The organism is Bacillus sp. 22190, assembly GCF_052045575.1.
Lineage (GTDB): Bacteria > Bacillota > Bacilli > Bacillales > Bacillaceae > Bacillus > Bacillus altitudinis.
In genome coordinates, this window is the sequence record NZ_JBQEPF010000001.1 from 17,692 (window position 1) to 35,822 (window position 18,131).

Here is an 18,131-nt window from a genome sequence, read left to right on the forward strand (position 1 = left end):
CCTTGTTACTTTTAGTAACTAAACTATATAATAGTTAGTGACTTATTTCAAGTAATTAATTATGTTATAATGAAAAAAAGTAGAGAAAAGCAGGAGGGAGTAAAGTATGGCTCAAGTAGATGGCTGCCCAATTACAGATGCCATGGAGATTTTAGGGAAGAAGTGGGTGATTCTCATCATCAATCAGCTTTTGACAGGGCCAAAACGTTTTTGTCAGCTAGAAAATGAAATGAACATCAGCGGACGGTTATTATCAGAAAGGCTGAAAGATTTAGAAGCTGAAGGCCTTGTTGAGAAAAAAGTATATCCCGACATTCCCGTGCGGATTGAATATGAACTAACAGAACAAGGAAAGAAAATTGAACCAGTCATACGGGAAATGTATGCTTGGTCTTTAGAGCGTAAAAATAGTGAAAAGGGTGAACATATCCCTTCTTAATCAATTTCGATCAGTGTCCCTGATCGATTTTTTTTGTGATTTTCCAGAAATCTAAGTCAATAGTATGAAAAATGATGTTGACAATAAATTCATTCATCATATAATATCAAGGAGAAGAGGGTTCTTTTCCCTGTAATGGAATGGGGAGGTTATGCCATGGTATCATGAATGGGACAGATTACCTAAACCGTGTATCACTACATCATGTAGCAGCAGACATCTTTGACTTGTCGAAAGCAAAGATTTATTTTTTAAACTCAATTGATAATGATTATCATAATCATTTATGAGTGTGATTCATACGCTGATAAAGGTTATTTTTTTATTATCTATTGAGAATAATTATCAATATCAATTAGGAGGATATATATGAAATCACTTCGTTCAGCATCACACGTCTTATTATTCTTTAGCTTTGTTCTATTGTTTGCTCTAGCCCCGGTCAGCTCTGCCTCAGCAGCAGGCTTAGCAGATGGTCAATATTCAGCACAATATGTGGTATGGAAAGCAGACAGTGATTCAACGTCAACAGCAAATACGTATTTTGAAAAACCAGCTAAGCTTGTTGTGAAGGACGGAAAAATCAAAGCGCAAGTCACGTTAACGAACAGCTCTTGGATTACAAGCTTTAAAACATTGGATCAAGGTGTCTACAAAGATGCGAAGGTGATCAGTACAAACGCAGCTGCCAACAAGAGAACGGTAGAGTTCAATGTCAACAGCCTGACAGATGTTGTACCAGCTAAAGTGAGTGTGACTGTACCGGTCATTGGATATACAGGCAATTACGATATTCGCGTCAAGTTTGATGCAGCAACTGTTCAATAAAAAGGGAGGAAATTCATCTGATGAAAAAATGGATCAGGATGCCAGCCTTTGTGGCTGCATTATTGCTGGCACTTATACTGCCTTTTTCAAATGCACAGGCTGCTTCATTAAATGATGGTACATACTCCGTCAATTACACTGTGATGAAGGCCGAAGGAACTGCCGTTTCGATGGCAAATGATTACTGGCTGAAGCCGGCAAAAGTGATCGTGAAAAATGGCAAGCTGACTGTGCAAATGACCATTAAAAACAGCAGCTGGGTAACGGAATTTAAAGTGCCGGGAAATGGCGGCTATGTCGATACGACGGTTCTATCAACGAATAAGAAAGCCAATACAAGGCTTGTTCAATTCCAAGCACAGAGTTTGTCTAAACCAATCAAGTCAAAAATCCATGTCACAGTCAAATCGGCTGATTATGATCACGACTATACCATCCAGCTGAAATTCGACGAAAGCAGCATCAAGTCACTTTCTTCTGACAGTTCAAAAGAAACAGCAGGTGCAGCAAAACATCAAGAAACATCAAAAGAAACAACCAAAACAACTGATTCATCCACCAAAACAAAACAAGAAGAAAATCCTCAAACTGGTGATACAAGCCAGATGGGATGGCTCCTTGTGCTTGTCTTATGTTCAGGCGGGTTTTTAGCGAGAAAGTGGATCATCAAGCATTAACGGAAGGAAGTGTCATCTTTTGAAACGTCTTTTTCATCTACAGACAGCTATTCTGCTCGTTTTATTCAGTTTGTTGACTGCGTTTCAGCTGCCTCAAGGAACGGCTCAGGCGGCATCATTGGTTGATGGTGAATATACGGCCGGATTCACCATTTTAAAAAATGGCAGCACTGAAGCATCCATGATGGATACGTATACAGAAAAGCCAGCTAAGCTCATCATCGAAAATGGCAAGACGACTGCCTATCTTACGCTGAAGCAAAGCAAAGAAATCACAGATTTCAAGGTCGAACAAAATGGCTCTCTCGTCACCACTGAAACGGTCAGTGAAGATGAGACAGCAAATACGCGTGTAATCAAATTTGATGTAGCCGATGTATCAGCCAAATTAAATGGCTGGGTCAAAATTTACTGGGACTTAGGCGGCTTTATTTATGATGAGGCGTATGACGTACAGCTCGCTTTCGATCAGAGCAGTCTCACACTTGTCCCGCCTGCGAAGCCAGACGATAGCGAAACAACACCAGATGATCAAAATGGTACGACGCCAGGCGACAGCGAAACAAAGCCGGATGATCAAAATGGTACGACGCCAGGCGACAGCGAAACAAAGCCGGATGATCAAAGTGGCACGACGCCAGGCGACAGCGAAACAAAGCCAGATGATCAAAACGGCACAACACCAGTTGATTCGACGCAGAACCAATTAAAAGATGGTGTGTATCGTATCAACTACAGTGTGCTGAAGGGCGATGAGGATGAGGCATCTCGGATGAGCCAATACTTCTCACATCCAGCATCGTTAACCGTTAAAAATGGAACGCAAACCGTTTCCTTTACGGTGAAGGATCATACGTCAGTTGATTCTTTGAAAATAGAGAGAAACGGTTCTTATCAAGAAGTGAAAAACGTGAGCACAGATCAAGCAAAGAACACAAGAGTGGTTTCATTTGAAGTGTCTGATCTGAAAAAAGCAGTTAACGGAAAAGTACACATTGTAGTAGCAGCCGCTCACTATGATCAAACGTACGATATTCGTTTTCAATTTGATTCAAAAAGTATCGTTCCACTGAAGGACGGTCAAATAGAGGAAGAAACCCCGGCTACACCAGAAACACCAAAACCAAATAAACCAGCACCAGACACAACGAACGGCGGAACGAATCAAGAGACAGTTCAGCTAAAAGACGGAGTGTACAAGCTTCCTTTTTCAATGAAGAAAGCAGACAAAGATGAGCTTTCTCGCATGAACGATTACGTCGTGAGCCCTGCGACATTGGTGGTGAAAAATGGCCGCCATTTCGTTTCATACACTGTGAAGAACAGCTCAGCCATCACGTCGTTCCAAGTAGGAACCGGCGGTAAATTTGAAGAGACGCTAGTTGCAAAGGCTGATCAAAAAGCAGATACACGAGTGATTCAATATGAAGCAAAAAGTTTGAGTAGTGATCAGGCAGCACGCGTGAAAATTGACATTCCAGCTGCCAATTATCATGAGCAGTACGATGTCAAACTTGTCTATGATACGAAAGGTATCGCAAGTGGTGAAGGAAGCGGAATTGCGACGGTGATCGGAGACGATGAGAGCATCGGCTTTGTGAAAAATCCGAATGATCACGATTCTCAACCAAACCAGATTGCGAATCTCGCACCAGAGGAAACGGGCGCAGAGCAGATGACCTTTACGCCATCAGATGACCAAACCAAGTCTGAGACAGGTCAGTTGAACCCAAAAACAGGAGATACTTCACTTCTTTGGGTGTACATTCTTTTATTCGGCGGATCACTATTCGTGCTCGTCAGAAAGTATCAAACTCGTACAAGATAAAGAATCTATTTTAAGTGAGGTGCGCCATTCATCTCGGCGCATCCACTTCCTTTTTTTCGAAAGGAGGCTTCTGTTTTTTGAAGCATCGAATGTTATGTACCCTGATCACGGCTCTATGTGTGTGCGTCTTCTTAGCAGGCTGCTCACAATCAGCTGAAAGCTCAGCGAAAGGCAAAAAAAATGCAGCATCAAGTGCCCGCATTGTGGCAACGACTGTAGCTGCTGCTGAGATCATGGATGCGCTAGAGGTGGATCTTGTCGGGGTGCCAACAAGTCAAAAATCCTTGCCGGCTCGATACAAAGGACTCCCAGCAGTCGGTAACCCAATGAGCCCGGACATGGAAATCATCCAATCACTTCAACCGACAGATGTCCTGTCTGTCACGACTCTTCAATATGATTTAGAAACGCCTTTTCAACAAGCTTCTGTCCCTGCGACATACCTCAACCTTGAGAGCCTGGACAAGATGGAGAACGCCATCACAAAGCTTGGAGAAAAATATGATAGAAAGACACAAGCGAAACGCATTGTGGATGATTTTGAACAAAAAAAGAAAGACATACAAGAGAGAACGAAGGGAAAGACGAAGCCATCCGTTCTCATTTTGCTTGGTGTACCAGGCAGTTATTTAGTGGCAACAGAGAATTCGTATATCGGTGATCTTGTGCGTATTGCAGGAGGAAAGAACATCGTAAAAGGTGAGAAAATGGAGTATTTGGCATCCAATACGGAGTATTTACAAAAAGCCAATCCAGATATCATTCTCCGAGCCGCACATGGGATGCCGGATGAAGTCGTCAAAATGTTTGATCAAGAATTTAAAACAAATGATATTTGGAAACATTTTAATGCGGTCAAACAAGACCGGGTGTACGACCTCGAAGAAAGCTTATTCGGGACAACAGGCAACTTAAAGGCAGCAGAGGCATTAGATGAATTGACTCGTATGTTGTACCCGTCATAAGCGGCGAATCTTAATGATAAAAGGACGTTCAAGATGAAAAAAACAGGGATTTTATTTCTGATAGTCAGTCTCTTACTAGCCGGCGTATTTATTTATTCCGCCATTACGGGGAGCATTCATGTTACACCGATTGAATTATTGGAAGGGCTTATGACCGGTCAACATGCACAGGTAGAAATCATTAAAGATTTAAGAATCCCCCGCATGCTCATTGCGATGTTTACAGGGGCGGCTTTATCTGTCTCCGGTGTCCTCTTGCAGTCTGTGATGAGGAATCCATTAGCAGATGCCGGTGTTATTGGTATTTCATCGGGAGCTAGCTTCTTTTCTTTAATGGCAATTACAGCGCTTCCTCAATTTTATTTCTACTCTCCTTTATTTTCAGTTTTAGGCGGGGCAATTGCCTGCTTCCTCGTATACGTGTTGTCTTGGAAAGGCGGCTTAAGCCCGATTCGAATGATTTTGGTGGGGATCGCCATCAATGCCATGTTTACAGGGATGGCAGAAGCGTTTGTGACCATTTGCAGCTATTTCAATATCACCATTAATCAGTCGGGGCAGTCGAATCTGACGATGAAAACGTGGGGAGATGTCCGTTTAATCGGTGTCTATGGCGTCATTGGGCTTGTGGTTGCGCTTTTCTTTAGCAGATGGTGTAACTTGCTTGCCCTTCAAGATAAGACGGCGAAAAACTTAGGATTGCGTGTGACCAGAATGCGCCTTTTGATTTCAATCACGGCGGTGTTATTAGCAGCGGTGACTGCTGCGGTAGCGGGCGTGATTGCCTTTGTCGGTTTGCTCATTCCCCATATCTCTAGAAGGCTTGTCGGTTCGGACCATCGGGTACTGATTCCATTTTCTGCGTTAAGCGGGGCCTTGCTCATTTTGACGGCTGATACGCTCGGCAGAACGCTTGTGGCACCAAATGAAATCCCTGCTTCTACAATCATGGCTGTCATTGGCGGACCGTTTCTGATCTTTTTATTAAGAAGGGGGGATCGTCTGCATGGACATTCGTGAGGTGTCGTTTTCCTATGATCGACAGAGGGACATTGTTCAATCGGTCACCACGAAGATCGAAAAAGGAAAAATTACGACCATTATCGGTCCAAATGGCTCGGGCAAATCCACGCTGCTTTCTTTGATGGCACATAACCATTGTCCACATAAAGGACAGATTCATTTAGATGGACAAGAGCTGAATGCGTTCAAGCCAAGGGAACTCGCGAGAAAGCTGGCAGTCGTACATCAGCAAAATGAAGCGCCGCTTGATTTGACGATCGAACGAGTCGTGGCATTTGGGAGAACGCCGTACCAAACGATGCGCGGCAGTGACAAGGAAGAGGATGAGAAAGCAATCGAGTGGGCGCTGTCCTGTACAAAGCTGACGGATAAGCGAAAGGTGCCACTCGCCTCATTGTCAGGCGGAGAACGGCAGCGTGTATGGATTGCGATGGCTTTAGCGCAAAAAACACCGATGCTTTTCTTAGATGAACCGACGACTTATTTGGATGTGTATTATCAATTTGACATTCTTGAGCTCATTCGAGAGCTCAATGTCGAGCATGGATTAACCATCGTGATGGTCCTGCACGATATGAATCAGGCGATTCGCTATAGTGATGTCATCATCGCCATGAAAGATGGACAAATTATTCGCGAAGGACGGCCCAATGATGTGTTAACAGAAGAGATGGTGCGGCACATTTATCATGTGTCCGTCACAATTAAGCAGGATGCAGAAACAGGGATGTATATCGTGCCTGTAGGCATATAAGTTGTGCAAAAAGCAGGTGAGACAGTGTGAAACGAGGGAAAAGGATCGGGCAGCGAATGCTGACGATCGTCTGTTTAGGTGTTTTCCTATATAGCGGTACTGCTATTGGCTTGGAGCTCTTTGGCTATTATCAAAATCGTCAGGTGCTTGCAAAGGCTCAGACACTTTACACACACGAGGATGGAATGAAACAGCGAAAACCTGGAGAAATCCGTCAGTCATTTGATGATTTGCGAAAGGTGAATGAAGACATTGTCGGTTGGATTGATATGAAGGACACGATGATTCAGTATCCAATTGTTCAGTCAAACGATAATGCATTCTATTTAACTCGTAATTATGTAAAGGATGACACACGGGCAGGCAGTATCTTTATGGATTATCGTAATGACGTCTTGCATGAAAGTCCCAATACAGTGGTGTACGGTCATCGGATGAGGGATGGGTCTATGTTTGCTGGTCTCACAAACTATTTGAAAAAAGATTTCTTCCAAGATCATCGCACATTTCAGTACGATACGCTGTATCAAAGCTATGAAGCAGAGATTTTTGCTGTGTATGAGACGACAGTCGATTTCGATTATATTCAGACTGATTTTCAGGATCTTGGTGAATATGCGCACTACTTGCAAGCTGTGCGCAAGAAGTCCATCTATCAAACGAAAACAGACGTATCCACAGATGACTTGATTCTCACATTATCGACCTGTGATCACGTGCTGGCACCTAAAAACAAGCGTCTCGTGGTACAGGCGAAGCTAAAGAAAGTTTACTAGAAAAGGAGAGACAGACGGTTGAAATGTTTACATGTGATTTGGGCAGGACTCGTCGTCGTGCTTCTCCTCGGCGGATGCAGCCAGGCGGCGCCTGTCGAGAATGGGAGCGGGCAAGGTGCGCTCAACATTCAGGATTTTGCCGGAAGAACATTATCGTTTCATGAATCACCTGAACGGATCGTCTCGTTGTCAACTGGCGACATGAGCATCATTTATGCCTTAGGTGGCCAGGTTGTCGGCCGGCCAACTGCCGAATTGCCAGACAATCTACAAAAGGCAAAGTCCGTACAATCAATTGGCACAACCCATCAATTTGATGTCGAGCTGATCACGAGTTTAAAGCCCGATGTGGTGCTTGGGAATGAATCATTAAACAGCAAGGATATCTCTACTATAGAAGGAATTGGTTCACAGCTTCTTTTGACAAGTGCCAACTCAGTGAAGGATATCCAGCGTCAAGTTACTTTATTTGGTGATTTACTTGGAAAGCAGCAAAAGGCCAAAGCGCTCAATGCTCAAATCGATCAGCGGATCAAGCAAGTGAAGCAGCCTGAGAAAAAAGTAAAGACGCTCGTTGTGTATGGTGCACCCGGCACATATATGGCGGCACTTCCGCAATCTTTAAGCGGTGATCTGCTGCGGATCGCTGGTGGGGCGAATATTGCTGAAAATGAACCAGCACTCGAAAAGTTTCCGCAATATGCACAAATCAATGCAGAAAAGGTAATCGAGGCCGATCCAGATCTCATTTTGCTGATGACACACAGCAATCCTGAAGATGTCAAAGCAGGCTTTATGAGTGAAATGAAGCAAAATGCGGCGTGGCACGATGTATCAGCTGTCAAAAATGGACACGTTGAGATTCTGCCAAGTGACCTATTTGGGACAAATCCAGGCGCAGAAGTCATCAGAGCGATCGATGAATTAGAGAAGAAATTGAAGCGATTGTCATCATGAAGATGAATGCAGAACTAGATTTTCAAAAAAGGCAGTCAAGACGAAAATGGCTGTTACCAGGATTGTTTCTCACTTTATGTGTGGGCGTCTGTCTAGGACTTGCGGTAGGTTCTGTCCAATTATCGCTGACGGATTTAATGGCTGTGTTCACGGGATCAGGTCTGCCTGTTCATGAAAAAATTGTTATGGATTTACGGCTGCCCCGTGTGCTCATTGGTTTTCTCGTTGGGGCCTGCCTCGCTGCATCAGGGGCGATTTTACAAGGAGTTGTCCGAAATCCACTGGCTGACCCTGGGATCATTGGTGTGACTGCGGGCGGCGGGTTAGCTGCTGTACTCAGCATGATTGTTCTTCCACAATTCACGTATTTGCTTCCGGCAGCCGCTTTTCTGGGCGCCTTATTAGCAGCTCTTGTCGTGTATATGCTGTCATTTGACCAAGGGGTTTCACCGCTTAAATTGATCTTGGCAGGTGTTGCCGTCAATGCGCTCCTTGGTGCGGTAATGAATGGGTTTATGGTGCTTTATAGTGAGCGTGTGCAGGCTGTTTTGCCTTTTCTATCAGGGGGATTAAACGGACGGAGCTGGCATCATCTTAGCTTTGTGTCGCCATATGCGCTGGCTGGATTATGTCTTTGTTTTTTCGCCATTAAACCGTCCAATCTCCTTTTGCTTGGCGATGAATCGGCTCAGCTATTGGGCCTTCGAGTAGAGCGGACTCGATTTTTTCTCATTGCGCTGGCCGCTCTTTTAGCTGGAGCGGCTGTGAGTGTCGGCGGTTTAATTGGATTTGTCGGACTTGTGGTGCCTCATTTTATCCGTCTTTTAATCGGAGATGATTACCGGTATTTGCTGCCGATTTCAATGCTTGGAGGGGGCGTGCTTGTGGTCTTTGCCGATACAGCAGCACGGGTCTGGTTTACACCGGTTGAATTGCCTGTAGGGATTTTGCTTGCCTGCATCGGTGCACCTTTCTTCCTCTATTTATTAAAAAAGAAAGGGAGGGGTTAAGATGGATGTCATTGCAATGGATGACGTGAGTCTCAGTCAAGGCGGCTTTCGACTGTCTTCCATTTCAGCCGCTGTTCCTAAAGGGAGTGTAACCGGAATCATTGGCCCGAATGGGTCAGGTAAGTCGACTTTTATCAAAGCGGCTGCACGACTGACCTCAATCGAAAGCGGCATGATTTACATTCACGACATCCCGCAAAAAGAGATGACGGCACAGGAGATCGCCAAGGAGGTGGCGGTTCTCATGCAAACAAGAACCGCCATTCCATCGATGACAGTACGTGAGCTTGTCGCACTTGGACGCAGTCCGCACCGTTCCATCTGGAAAAAAAGCAGTACGTCAGATCATGAAGCGATTGAGTGGGCGCTTGAGGTGACGAATAGCCGCACCAATGAAAACAGAATGCTTCATACATTGTCAGGCGGAGAAAGACAAAAGGCATATATTGCAATGGCACTGGCTCAGAAGACAGAAACCATCATTCTCGATGAGCCAACCACTTATTTAGACATTGCGCATCAGCTTGAATTACTGGAGCTGCTCAAACAGCTGAATCAAACACATGGTATCACCATTTTAATGGTTCTCCATGACTTGCAGCAGGCCGCAAAATATTGTGACCGTCTCATTGCTATGAAGCGAGGTCAAGTGCATCAAATTGGCTCACCAAATGAAGTGTTAACAGAAGACTTTTTCAAGGAGGTTTTTGGGATTCAGGCGGAGGTTCACTTAGACGGACCGCATCCGCTCATTATCCCCATTGCCTCCATTCAACAACAAAAGGGAGATGAACCAAACATGATTATTGTAAACAACCAAGTAAGAGTAGAAAAAGGCAGTGCCGACCACCTTGTTAAACGGTTTAACAAGCAGGGACAAGTAGAATTTATGGAAGGCTTTTTAGGTATGGAAGTATGGGTCACTCAACAGACAACTGATTACGATGAAGTGACCATTCACACCCGCTGGAATCGAAAAGAAGACTTTGTGAATTGGACAAAATCTCAGGCATTTGGTGATGCGCACGCTCATGGAAAGGCGAAACCTGAAGGCCTGTTAAAAAACAAAATTACGTACTATGAAGTGCAAGTGACAAGACCCGCTTTACAGAAAAAAGCCTAAATATTCAAAAGCGCTGCAGCGAATAAGCAGCGCTATTTTTTTTGTGATTGTCTCTTTCCGTCACATATTTTTGACAAAGTATTCAAACAACTGACACAATCCCATCCAAATTTTAGGTAAAATTTACTTTATTTTTGAAGCGCATGGGTGTAAAGTACAGGTATAAATAACTAACCGAATGAAAATCAAGAGTAAAATTTCACCGAGTGAACTATATCAAATGGACTTTCATTTGTGAATCGTTGAACAAATAGTGAACTTTTTGTGAAATGGTGAGCATAAATATCTCGAATCATTCGGCATGCGAAAGTAAGGGAGGATGTAAGGCTGTGAGTGAGCTGTTTTTAGCAAGATTTCAATTTGCCTCAACGACATTATTTCATTTTATTTTTGTTCCTATGTCTATAGGTTTGGTATTTATCGTTGCATTGATGCAAACCCTTTATGTCGTCAAGAAAAAAGAGATTTATAAAAAGATGGCGAAATTTTGGGGTCACCTTTTCTTAATTAACTTTGCAGTAGGTGTGGTGACAGGGATTCTGCAAGAATTCCAGTTTGGGATGAACTGGTCTGATTATTCAAGGTTTGTCGGTGATGTCTTTGGTGCACCGCTTGCCATTGAAGCGCTATTGGCCTTTTTCCTTGAATCGACCTTTATTGGTCTTTGGATATTCGGCTGGGACCGTCTACCGAAAAAAATTCATTTGTTATGTATTTGGCTCGTTTCTCTTGGTACGATCTTTTCGGCGTTTTGGATTTTACTCGCCAACTCATTTATGCAGGAGCCAGTTGGATTTGTGATTAAAAATGGCCGTGCAGAAATGAATGACTTTGGGGCGCTCGTGACAAATCCGCAACTTTGGGTGGAGTTCCCGCACGTTCTGTTTGGTGCATTGGCAACCGGTGCTTTCTTTATCGCGGGTGTCAGTGCCTATAAAATGATCAAAAAACAAGAAGTGACCTTTTTCAAAAAATCTTTCCAGATTGCCATGGTGCTTGCTTTCATTTCTGGCTTAGGTGTGGCGTTCTCTGGACATGATCAAGCAAAGCACTTAATGGAATCACAGCCGATGAAGATGGCAGCAAGTGAAGCACTTTGGAAGGATAGTGGAGATCCAGCGGCTTGGACACTATTTGCCAACATTGACACAGATAAAAAAGAAAACTCTGCGGAGATCAATATTCCGTTTGCTTTAAGTTACTTGGCTTATTCGAAGTTTAGTGGAGATGTGCCAGGCATGCTGACCCTTCAAAAAGAATATGAAGCAAAGTTTGGTCCTGGAGATTACATTCCTCCAGTCAAAACAACCTTCTGGAGCTTTAGAATCATGGTGGGTGCCGGCATGTTGATGATTTTTGCTAGTATGATTGGTTTGTATTTGAGCTTTAGAAAAAAACTAGAATCAAACAAATGGTATTTACGCTTCATGGTATGGATGATTGCGTTCCCGTTTATTGCAAACTCAGCTGGTTGGATCATGACGGAAATTGGGCGTCAGCCGTGGACAGTCTTTGGTATGATGACAACCGCACAATCCATTTCACCAAACGTATCGTACGGCATGTTGCTATTCTCAGTCATTAGCTTTACGACCATTTATCTGATTCTTGCCATCGTGCTTGCCTACTTATTCATTCGAGAAATTAAAAAAGGTGCACATTCTGAAGAGAATACAGATCAAAAGGATGAAACGGACCTGTCTACAGATCCATTTGATGGAGGCGCATATCATGGCATATCTTAACGAGATTTGGTTTATTCTTGTCGCAGTACTGTTTGTTGGATTTTTCTTCTTAGAAGGATTTGATTTTGGTGTCGGGATGTCCATGCAGCTGCTTGGAAAAGATGCACATGAGCGCCGCATTTTAATCAATACGATTGGCCCTTTCTGGGATGCGAATGAGGTCTGGTTGATTACAGCAGGCGGAGCTATTTTCGCCGCTTTTCCTCACTGGTACGCTACGATGTTCAGCGGATACTATATTCCGTTTACGGTTCTCCTGCTAGCGCTCATTGGGCGGGGGGTCGCCTTTGAATTTAGAGGGAAGGTCGAGAAGGCTTCATGGATCAAAACGTGGGACTGGGTGATCTTCTTTGGCAGCCTGCTTCCGCCATTTTTACTCGGCGTGCTATTCACAAGTATTTTACGAGGAATGCCCATTGATCAAAGCATGAATATGTACGCTGGATTTACAGACTTTGTGAATCTTTATTCAGTGATCGGCGGGGTAGCCGTGACGGTTCTTTGCCTTCTGCATGGATTGATTTTCGTCACACTCCGCACTGAGGGTGATTTAAGAAATCGTGCAAGAAAGCTCGGTCAGCGTGTTTTATTGATTGCACTACCAGTTCTTGTTCTATTTGTTGGTGTGTCTATTCTTGAAACAGACATTTATACCGTACGTCCGATCATCACAATCCCTTTAACTGTACTCATTGTGGTTTGTTATGTAGCGGCTCTATTCTTTATGAGAAAAGAGCGTGATGGATGGACATTTTTATTCACAGGTGCAGGTATTATGGTGACAGTGACCATGCTTTTCACAGCATTATTCCCGCGTGTCATGATTAGTTCGATCAACCATGCATTCGACCTCACCATTCAAAACGCTGCATCAGGATCTTATTCACTGACGGTCATGACGATTGTTGCCATTTCTTTGCTGCCTTTTGTGCTTGGGTATCAAATCTGGAGCTACTATGTCTTCCGTAAACGTGTAAGCGGTAAGGAGCCAATGACCTACTAATGGATAAACGTTTGCTTCAACTAAAAGGAATGAGGGGGCTTCTTGCCCTCTTAGGTATTGTGTCAATCATCCAAGGAGCAAGTATTATTTTTCAAGCACAGTGGCTGGCACATGCCATAACAACGCTGTTTGACGGGAAGAGCCTCATGCAGGCAACACCTTATGTCTTGCTGTTTCTTGCTGCCTTTCTGGTGCGGCACGGTCTCACCTTGATGCGGGAGAAGGTCATGTTCACCTATTCTTCCCGAATTGGAGCAGACGTCAGAAAGCAGCTGTTGGACCAGCTGTTCCGTTTAGGGCCAGCTTTCACGAAGAAAAAAGGAACAGGAAAGCTTGTGACATTGGCGATGGAGGGCATTGCCCAATATCGTCAGTATTTACAGCTGTTTTTGCCGAAAATGGTGAACATGGCAGTTATTCCGGTGATGGTGCTTGTCTATGTTTGGACATTAGATGAAACATCTGCTGTCATTCTCATTGTCACGCTGCCAATTTTAATTGTTTTTATGATTTTGCTAGGACTTGTCGCTCAGCGTAAAGCGGCCAAACAATGGAGATCGTATGAGAAATTATCCAATCATTTTACTGATTCTCTCCGTGGCCTTGAAACGCTTCGCTACTTAGGGATTAGCAAAAAGCATTCTCGCAATATTGGAGAGGTCTCAAAGCGTTATCGAAAGGCGACGATGAGCACACTGAAAGTCGCCTTTCTTTCATCTTTTGCTCTCGATTTCTTTTCTATGCTGTCCATTGCGACTGTCGCTGTATTTCTCGGCTTGCGCTTAATTGAAGGAGATCTTTTGTTATTGCCGGCTTTGACCGCACTGATGCTCGCGCCAGAATATTTCTTGCCAGTCCGTGAAGTGGGAAATGATTATCATGCGACGTTAAACGGTAAAGAAGCGAATGAGGCGATTCAAGTGATTTTAGAGGAAAAGGGCTTCCGAGAGCAGGAGACACAATCCGTGCAGCTGAACGAGTGGAATGAGCAATCTGAGCTCACACTGCAAGATGTCAGTGTCTTGCATGATGAGCATGCACCATATTCGATTCAGGATGTGGACCTCACTGTGAAAGGAAAGAAAAAAATTGGGATCATCGGTGCCAGTGGTTCGGGGAAATCGACGTTAACGGATGTTCTCGGCGGTTTTGTTGAACCGTCTGCAGGTGAAATCATCCTAAACGGAAAGCCGCTTGCTCATTTACAGCTGGCGGCATGGCAAAAAGAAGTCGTTTATATGCCGCAGCATCCTTATTTATTTCACATGACACTGAGAGAAAACATTCGTTTTTATGAACCGAATGCAACAGATGAAGACGTTGAAAGAGCGGTGCAAGAGGCAGGTTTGTCTCAGCTCGTAGCTGAACTCCCCAATGGACTGGATGAAGTCATTGGCGAACAGGGCAGAGGACTGAGCGGTGGACAAGCGCAGCGGATTGCCCTCGCTCGCACAGTGCTCGGCCAGCGATCCATTATGCTGTTAGATGAACCAACGGCTCATCTGGATATTGAGACAGAGTATGAATTAAAGAAAACAATGCTTCCATTGTTTGAAAATAAACTTGTGTTTTTAGCCACACACAGACTTCATTGGATGACGGATATGGATGAAATCATTGTGATGGATCATGGGACGATTGCAGAGATGGGGACTCATGAATCATTAATGGAAAGAAAAGGTGTGTACTATCAATTGGTACAGGAACAAATGGGGGCGGTCACACATGGTCAGTAAAGGCTGGTTTATACCTTATATCAAGGAGAATCAAAAGCTGTTTGCCTTGGTGCTTTTTTTAGGGGCGATTGCGGTGTTTTCTGCTTCTATGCTCATGTATACGTCAGGGTTCCTCATTTCAAAAGCTGCCACAAGACCTGAGAATATCTTGATGGTCTATGTCCCAATCGTGGCAGTACGTACCTTTGGTATTTCACGCTCAGCGGCTCGTTATGCAGAGAGACTGGCGAGTCATCAACTCATTTTGACGATGATTGAAAAAATGCGGGTACGTCTTTATGATATGGCTGAACGAAGTGCCAAACAGACGAAGCTTGGAACAGGTGAAATGCTTGGGCTGTTATCAGAAGATGTGGAGAGATTACAGGATGCGTATTTAAAAACAATTTTTCCATCCATCGGTGCGCTGCTTTTATATGCCGCTTCGATTGGAGCACTTGGGCTTTTTTCATGGCCTTTTGCCGGATTGATGCTGCTTTATATGGCGCTGCTCGTATTTGTATTCCCATACATCACAGTACTTGTGAACCGGGCACGACAAATTCAAATGAAGAAAGGCAGAAATGAACTGTACAGCCATTTAACAGATGCCGTCATGGGCGTGAGTGACTGGTTGTTTAGCGGCAGACAGAACGATTTTGTTGAAGGCTATGAACGAAAAGAAGCAAAGCTATTAGCACTCGAAGCGGCAAAGCATCGGTTTATCCGTCTGCGCCAATTTTTAGCACAGCTAGTCATTGGAGGAGCAGTCGTCTTTGTCGTGTATTGGAGCGGCTCAGTCGTTCAGGCTGGTTCTATGCCGCACACGCTCATCGCAGCCTTTGTGCTTGTGCTGTTTCCATTAACAGAAGCTTTTCTTCCGCTGTCAGATGCAGCAGGTGATATTCCTGTTTATCAGCATGCCGTCAGCAGATTAAATCATTATGAAGAGCAGTCGTATGAAGGATTAGTGGAGAGGGAGGCAGCAGACGAGACACCCGTCTCTGATGGCGTTGAAGCGGTCTGTTTTGATCAAGTCACCTTCGGATATGAAGTCAATAAACATGTACTAAAGCATTTTTCGTTTTCACTGAAGCAAGGTGAATCGCTCGCTCTTTTAGGAAAAAGCGGTGCAGGCAAATCGACCATTTTAAAATTGTTAGAAGGGGCAGTCGTGCCAAATCAAGGGGTTGTCAGTATTCAGGGGAAACCGGTACAAAGCATTCAAGAGGAGGTATCCTCTTATGTGTCTGTGCTCAATCAACAGCCCTATTTATTCGATACATCTGTTTTAAACAACATTCGCTTAGGCTCTCCAGAAGCGACAGAAGAGCAAGTAAAAGAAGCCGCGCGGCAAGTGCAGCTGCACGATTACATTGAGTCTTTGCCAGAAGGTTATCACACAGGTGTACAAGAGACAGGGGTTCGTTTCTCTGGTGGAGAAAGGCAGCGTATGGCTCTAGCTCGGATTTTGCTGCAAAACACACCGATTGTTGTATTAGATGAACCAACCGTTGGGCTTGATCCACGCACAGAGCGTGAATTGCTTGAAACAATCTTCCGTGTGTTAAAAGGAAAAACAGTCATTTGGATCACCCATCATCTCACTGGCTGTGAGGCATGCGATCGTATGATGTTTATTGAAGGTGGACGCATTGAGATGCAGGGGCAGCATCATGATTTGCTGAAAGAAAACCTGCGTTATCAAAAGCTGTATGAAATGGACCGTCCATTTTCGGTCGTGTAAAAAATGGATGACAAGAACGTTCGGACAGAAGATTTCTGCCCGAACGTTTTTTTGAGATTAAGGATTTACTTTTCCTACACCCGCATTTGATACAACTTCTGATTTCACATTGTTCACGTTAAGCAAAGAGTAGTTATAAGGAGGGTTGTACGTACCTGTTGAAGACGTTGGCAGGCTACCTGTGCTGTTAATATAAGAGTTGTTGATGACATGCCAAGTACCGACTTGACGGCTGTCCCAGCTGCCGATGGCATTTTTCGTGTTTTCAAATACGTTGTGTTCAATTCTCATTTTCGCGCCCATACGTGAATTAATCGCTGTTGTTAGGATGTTTTTGTAATAGTTGTTATACACATGGCCTTCCCCGAAGCGCATAGACGGTACACGAGAGTTCAAGTTTTCAAAACGGTTGTTGTGGAACGTGATTTTTCTGTTGTAGTTATCGTTATCGGAGCTGCCCATCAGCATCGTTTTCCAGCTGTCATGGACATAGTTCCATGAGAACGTAATGTAATCAGAGTCATTTTTCACATCGAATAACCCATCATAGTCATCTTTATCAGAGTTTAAAGTGTTGTAGAGTTCATTATGGTCGACCCATACGTTTTTAGAGGCACCTTCGATTCCGATGGCATCTTTATCACCGATTTTGCTGTGATGGATTTTGAGGTTGCGGATGATGACGTTATTGGCGCGCCATACTTTAATACCAATCCCGTTAAATTCGCCGTTTGTCCCTTTACCGACGATGGAGACATTGTTTGTATCTTTCACATCAATTTTATTGGCTGAAGTATTAGAAGGAGTAATGGTTCCGTCTACCACGATTTTCAATTTTTCATTTGTTCCTTTGCTTTTGAGGGCAGCTAATAGTTCATTTCCGGTTTTCACCGTCACTGTTTTACCGCCTTCACCGCCTGTTGTACCGCCATTTAATGTGGAGAATCCTTGCTGATTAAAATTGGCCATAATCGAAGGGCTTTCTGGATATTTCGTTGCTGCTTTTGCCTCCCCATTTGGCGCAAATAATGAAGTCACGAGACCAACCGCTAACACACCAGCTAACATTGGAACTTTTTTCTTCAACATGAACATCTCCATTCTCTATTTTGTTTTAATGAAAACGTTTCCAAAATAAGCTGCGATTCAACCGCTCCTCCTTCCTTCGCCAGCATCGCCTCTTTCGGAATGTAGGAAGAGCATAGCACGCAAAAAGGTATCATCGGCTAAGAATTGAAACGAAGTATTCCACGATTTTCAAGGAAACTAAGGCAATGATTATTTCAATTTATCTACATGAGACAAGGATCATTGACGATAGGTATTGGGGTAACCTAGTGATTATGAAAAGGACGTTCCCCATTTGAAGGAAAATCAAGATGATTACAAAAGCGTCATTTTGTTAGAGACAAAGAAATGTCATAATCATTACATAAGAAAAAAATGGATATCAAATAGATCCATGCGCTGAACAGCAGGTAGAAAAGGCTCCAATTTAAAAAAAGAAGGTCTATTTTAAACGATGCGATCACCGGTGTCGT

The 18,131-nt window shown here is 43.9% G+C and carries 16 protein-coding genes; 15 read left to right on the plus strand and 1 reads right to left on the minus strand.

Translation table 11 applies throughout. The annotated features are described in order from the left end of the window. The first annotated feature begins 106 nt into the window (after positions 1–106). The 15 genes from ACTJKA_RS00100 (at position 107) to cydC (ending at position 16,590) form a co-directional block, all read left to right on the plus strand. Complete coding sequence (locus tag ACTJKA_RS00100) at positions 107–439, plus strand: winged helix-turn-helix transcriptional regulator (RefSeq protein ID WP_125589315.1); 333 nt, start codon at positions 107–109, stop codon at positions 437–439. Positions 440–808: 369 nt separating this feature from the next. Further along, positions 809–1,267 (plus strand): NEAT domain-containing protein, encoded by a 459-nt coding sequence (locus ACTJKA_RS00105; RefSeq protein WP_058337097.1) that lies wholly within the window; start codon positions 809–811, stop codon positions 1,265–1,267. 20 nt (positions 1,268–1,287) lie between these two features. Further along, positions 1,288–1,944: a heme uptake protein IsdC gene (gene isdC, locus ACTJKA_RS00110; RefSeq protein WP_057078871.1), complete on the plus strand. Its 657-nt coding sequence runs from the start codon at positions 1,288–1,290 to the stop codon at positions 1,942–1,944. A 19-nt stretch (positions 1,945–1,963) separates the two neighbouring features. Further along, a complete protein-coding gene (locus tag ACTJKA_RS00115) occupies positions 1,964–3,772 on the plus strand; it encodes an NEAT domain-containing protein (RefSeq protein ID WP_440607580.1) in 1,809 nt (602 codons plus the stop codon). Positions 3,773–3,849: 77 nt separating this feature from the next. Then, the gene (isdE, locus tag ACTJKA_RS00120; RefSeq protein ID WP_008345594.1) at positions 3,850–4,737 is read left to right on the plus strand and encodes a heme ABC transporter substrate-binding protein IsdE; all 888 of its coding nucleotides are present in this window, start codon (positions 3,850–3,852) and stop codon (positions 4,735–4,737) included. Between the two features lie 33 nt (positions 4,738–4,770). After that, the gene (locus tag ACTJKA_RS00125; protein WP_007497915.1) at positions 4,771–5,757 is read left to right on the plus strand and encodes a FecCD family ABC transporter permease; all 987 of its coding nucleotides are present in this window, start codon (positions 4,771–4,773) and stop codon (positions 5,755–5,757) included. Next, the gene (locus tag ACTJKA_RS00130; RefSeq protein ID WP_035702529.1) at positions 5,744–6,514 is read left to right on the plus strand and encodes an ABC transporter ATP-binding protein; all 771 of its coding nucleotides are present in this window, start codon (positions 5,744–5,746) and stop codon (positions 6,512–6,514) included. The genes ACTJKA_RS00125 and ACTJKA_RS00130 overlap by 14 nt, the downstream gene beginning before the upstream one ends. Positions 6,515–6,540: 26 nt before the next feature. After that, a complete protein-coding gene (gene srtB / locus ACTJKA_RS00135; protein ID WP_017358682.1) occupies positions 6,541–7,290 on the plus strand; it encodes a class B sortase in 750 nt (249 codons plus the stop codon). A gap of 18 nt (positions 7,291–7,308) precedes the next feature. Beyond that, complete coding sequence (locus ACTJKA_RS00140) at positions 7,309–8,247, plus strand: ABC transporter substrate-binding protein (RefSeq protein ID WP_008345587.1); 939 nt, start codon at positions 7,309–7,311, stop codon at positions 8,245–8,247. Then, complete coding sequence (locus tag ACTJKA_RS00145; protein WP_345911393.1) at positions 8,244–9,257, plus strand: FecCD family ABC transporter permease; 1,014 nt, start codon at positions 8,244–8,246, stop codon at positions 9,255–9,257. The genes ACTJKA_RS00140 and ACTJKA_RS00145 overlap by 4 nt, the downstream gene beginning before the upstream one ends. A gap of 1 nt (position 9,258) precedes the next feature. After that, positions 9,259–10,380: a heme oxygenase gene (isdG, locus tag ACTJKA_RS00150; protein WP_322536093.1), complete on the plus strand. Its 1,122-nt coding sequence runs from the start codon at positions 9,259–9,261 to the stop codon at positions 10,378–10,380. A gap of 329 nt (positions 10,381–10,709) precedes the next feature. Further along, positions 10,710–12,125 (plus strand): cytochrome ubiquinol oxidase subunit I, encoded by a 1,416-nt coding sequence (locus tag ACTJKA_RS00155; protein ID WP_008345582.1) that lies wholly within the window; start codon positions 10,710–10,712, stop codon positions 12,123–12,125. Next, positions 12,112–13,128 carry a cytochrome d ubiquinol oxidase subunit II gene (gene cydB, locus ACTJKA_RS00160; protein ID WP_039963052.1) on the plus strand — a complete coding sequence of 339 codons (1,017 nt, stop codon included), beginning with the start codon at positions 12,112–12,114 and terminating at the stop codon, positions 13,126–13,128. Before ACTJKA_RS00155 ends, cydB begins: the two co-directional genes overlap by 14 nt. Further along, complete coding sequence (gene cydD, locus ACTJKA_RS00165) at positions 13,128–14,864, plus strand: thiol reductant ABC exporter subunit CydD (RefSeq protein ID WP_268357467.1); 1,737 nt, start codon at positions 13,128–13,130, stop codon at positions 14,862–14,864. Before cydB ends, cydD begins: the two co-directional genes overlap by 1 nt. Beyond that, on the plus strand, positions 14,854–16,590 hold the full coding sequence (cydC, locus tag ACTJKA_RS00170; protein ID WP_035702518.1) for a thiol reductant ABC exporter subunit CydC: 1,737 nt from the start codon (positions 14,854–14,856) through the stop codon (positions 16,588–16,590). Before cydD ends, cydC begins: the two co-directional genes overlap by 11 nt. Positions 16,591–16,647: 57 nt before the next feature. On the opposite strand, the gene ACTJKA_RS00175 is transcribed toward cydC, so the two are convergent. Continuing rightward, positions 16,648–17,679: a pectate lyase family protein gene (locus ACTJKA_RS00175; RefSeq protein ID WP_017358687.1), complete on the minus strand. Its 1,032-nt coding sequence runs from the start codon at positions 17,677–17,679 to the stop codon at positions 16,648–16,650. Positions 17,680–18,131: the final 452 nt, after the last annotated feature.

Bases quoted from the DNA above. Each gene is read 5' to 3' on its own strand.
- cydC (WP_035702518.1), top strand. From the start codon at position 14,854: ATGGTCAGTAAAGGCTGGTTTATACCTTATATCAAGGAGAATCAAAAG.
- isdC (WP_057078871.1), top strand. From the start codon at position 1,288: ATGAAAAAATGGATCAGGATGCCAGCCTTTGTGGCTGCATTATTGCTG.
- ACTJKA_RS00125 (WP_007497915.1), top strand. From the start codon at position 4,771: ATGAAAAAAACAGGGATTTTATTTCTGATAGTCAGTCTCTTACTAGCC.
- cydD (WP_268357467.1), top strand. From the start codon at position 13,128: ATGGATAAACGTTTGCTTCAACTAAAAGGAATGAGGGGGCTTCTTGCC.
- ACTJKA_RS00145 (WP_345911393.1), top strand. From the start codon at position 8,244: ATGAAGATGAATGCAGAACTAGATTTTCAAAAAAGGCAGTCAAGACGA.
- cydB (WP_039963052.1), top strand. From the start codon at position 12,112: ATGGCATATCTTAACGAGATTTGGTTTATTCTTGTCGCAGTACTGTTT.
- isdG (WP_322536093.1), top strand. From the start codon at position 9,259: ATGGATGTCATTGCAATGGATGACGTGAGTCTCAGTCAAGGCGGCTTT.
- ACTJKA_RS00130 (WP_035702529.1), top strand. From the start codon at position 5,744: ATGGACATTCGTGAGGTGTCGTTTTCCTATGATCGACAGAGGGACATT.
- ACTJKA_RS00175 (WP_017358687.1), bottom strand. From the start codon at position 17,679: ATGTTGAAGAAAAAAGTTCCAATGTTAGCTGGTGTGTTAGCGGTTGGT.
- ACTJKA_RS00105 (WP_058337097.1), top strand. From the start codon at position 809: ATGAAATCACTTCGTTCAGCATCACACGTCTTATTATTCTTTAGCTTT.
- ACTJKA_RS00100 (WP_125589315.1), top strand. From the start codon at position 107: ATGGCTCAAGTAGATGGCTGCCCAATTACAGATGCCATGGAGATTTTA.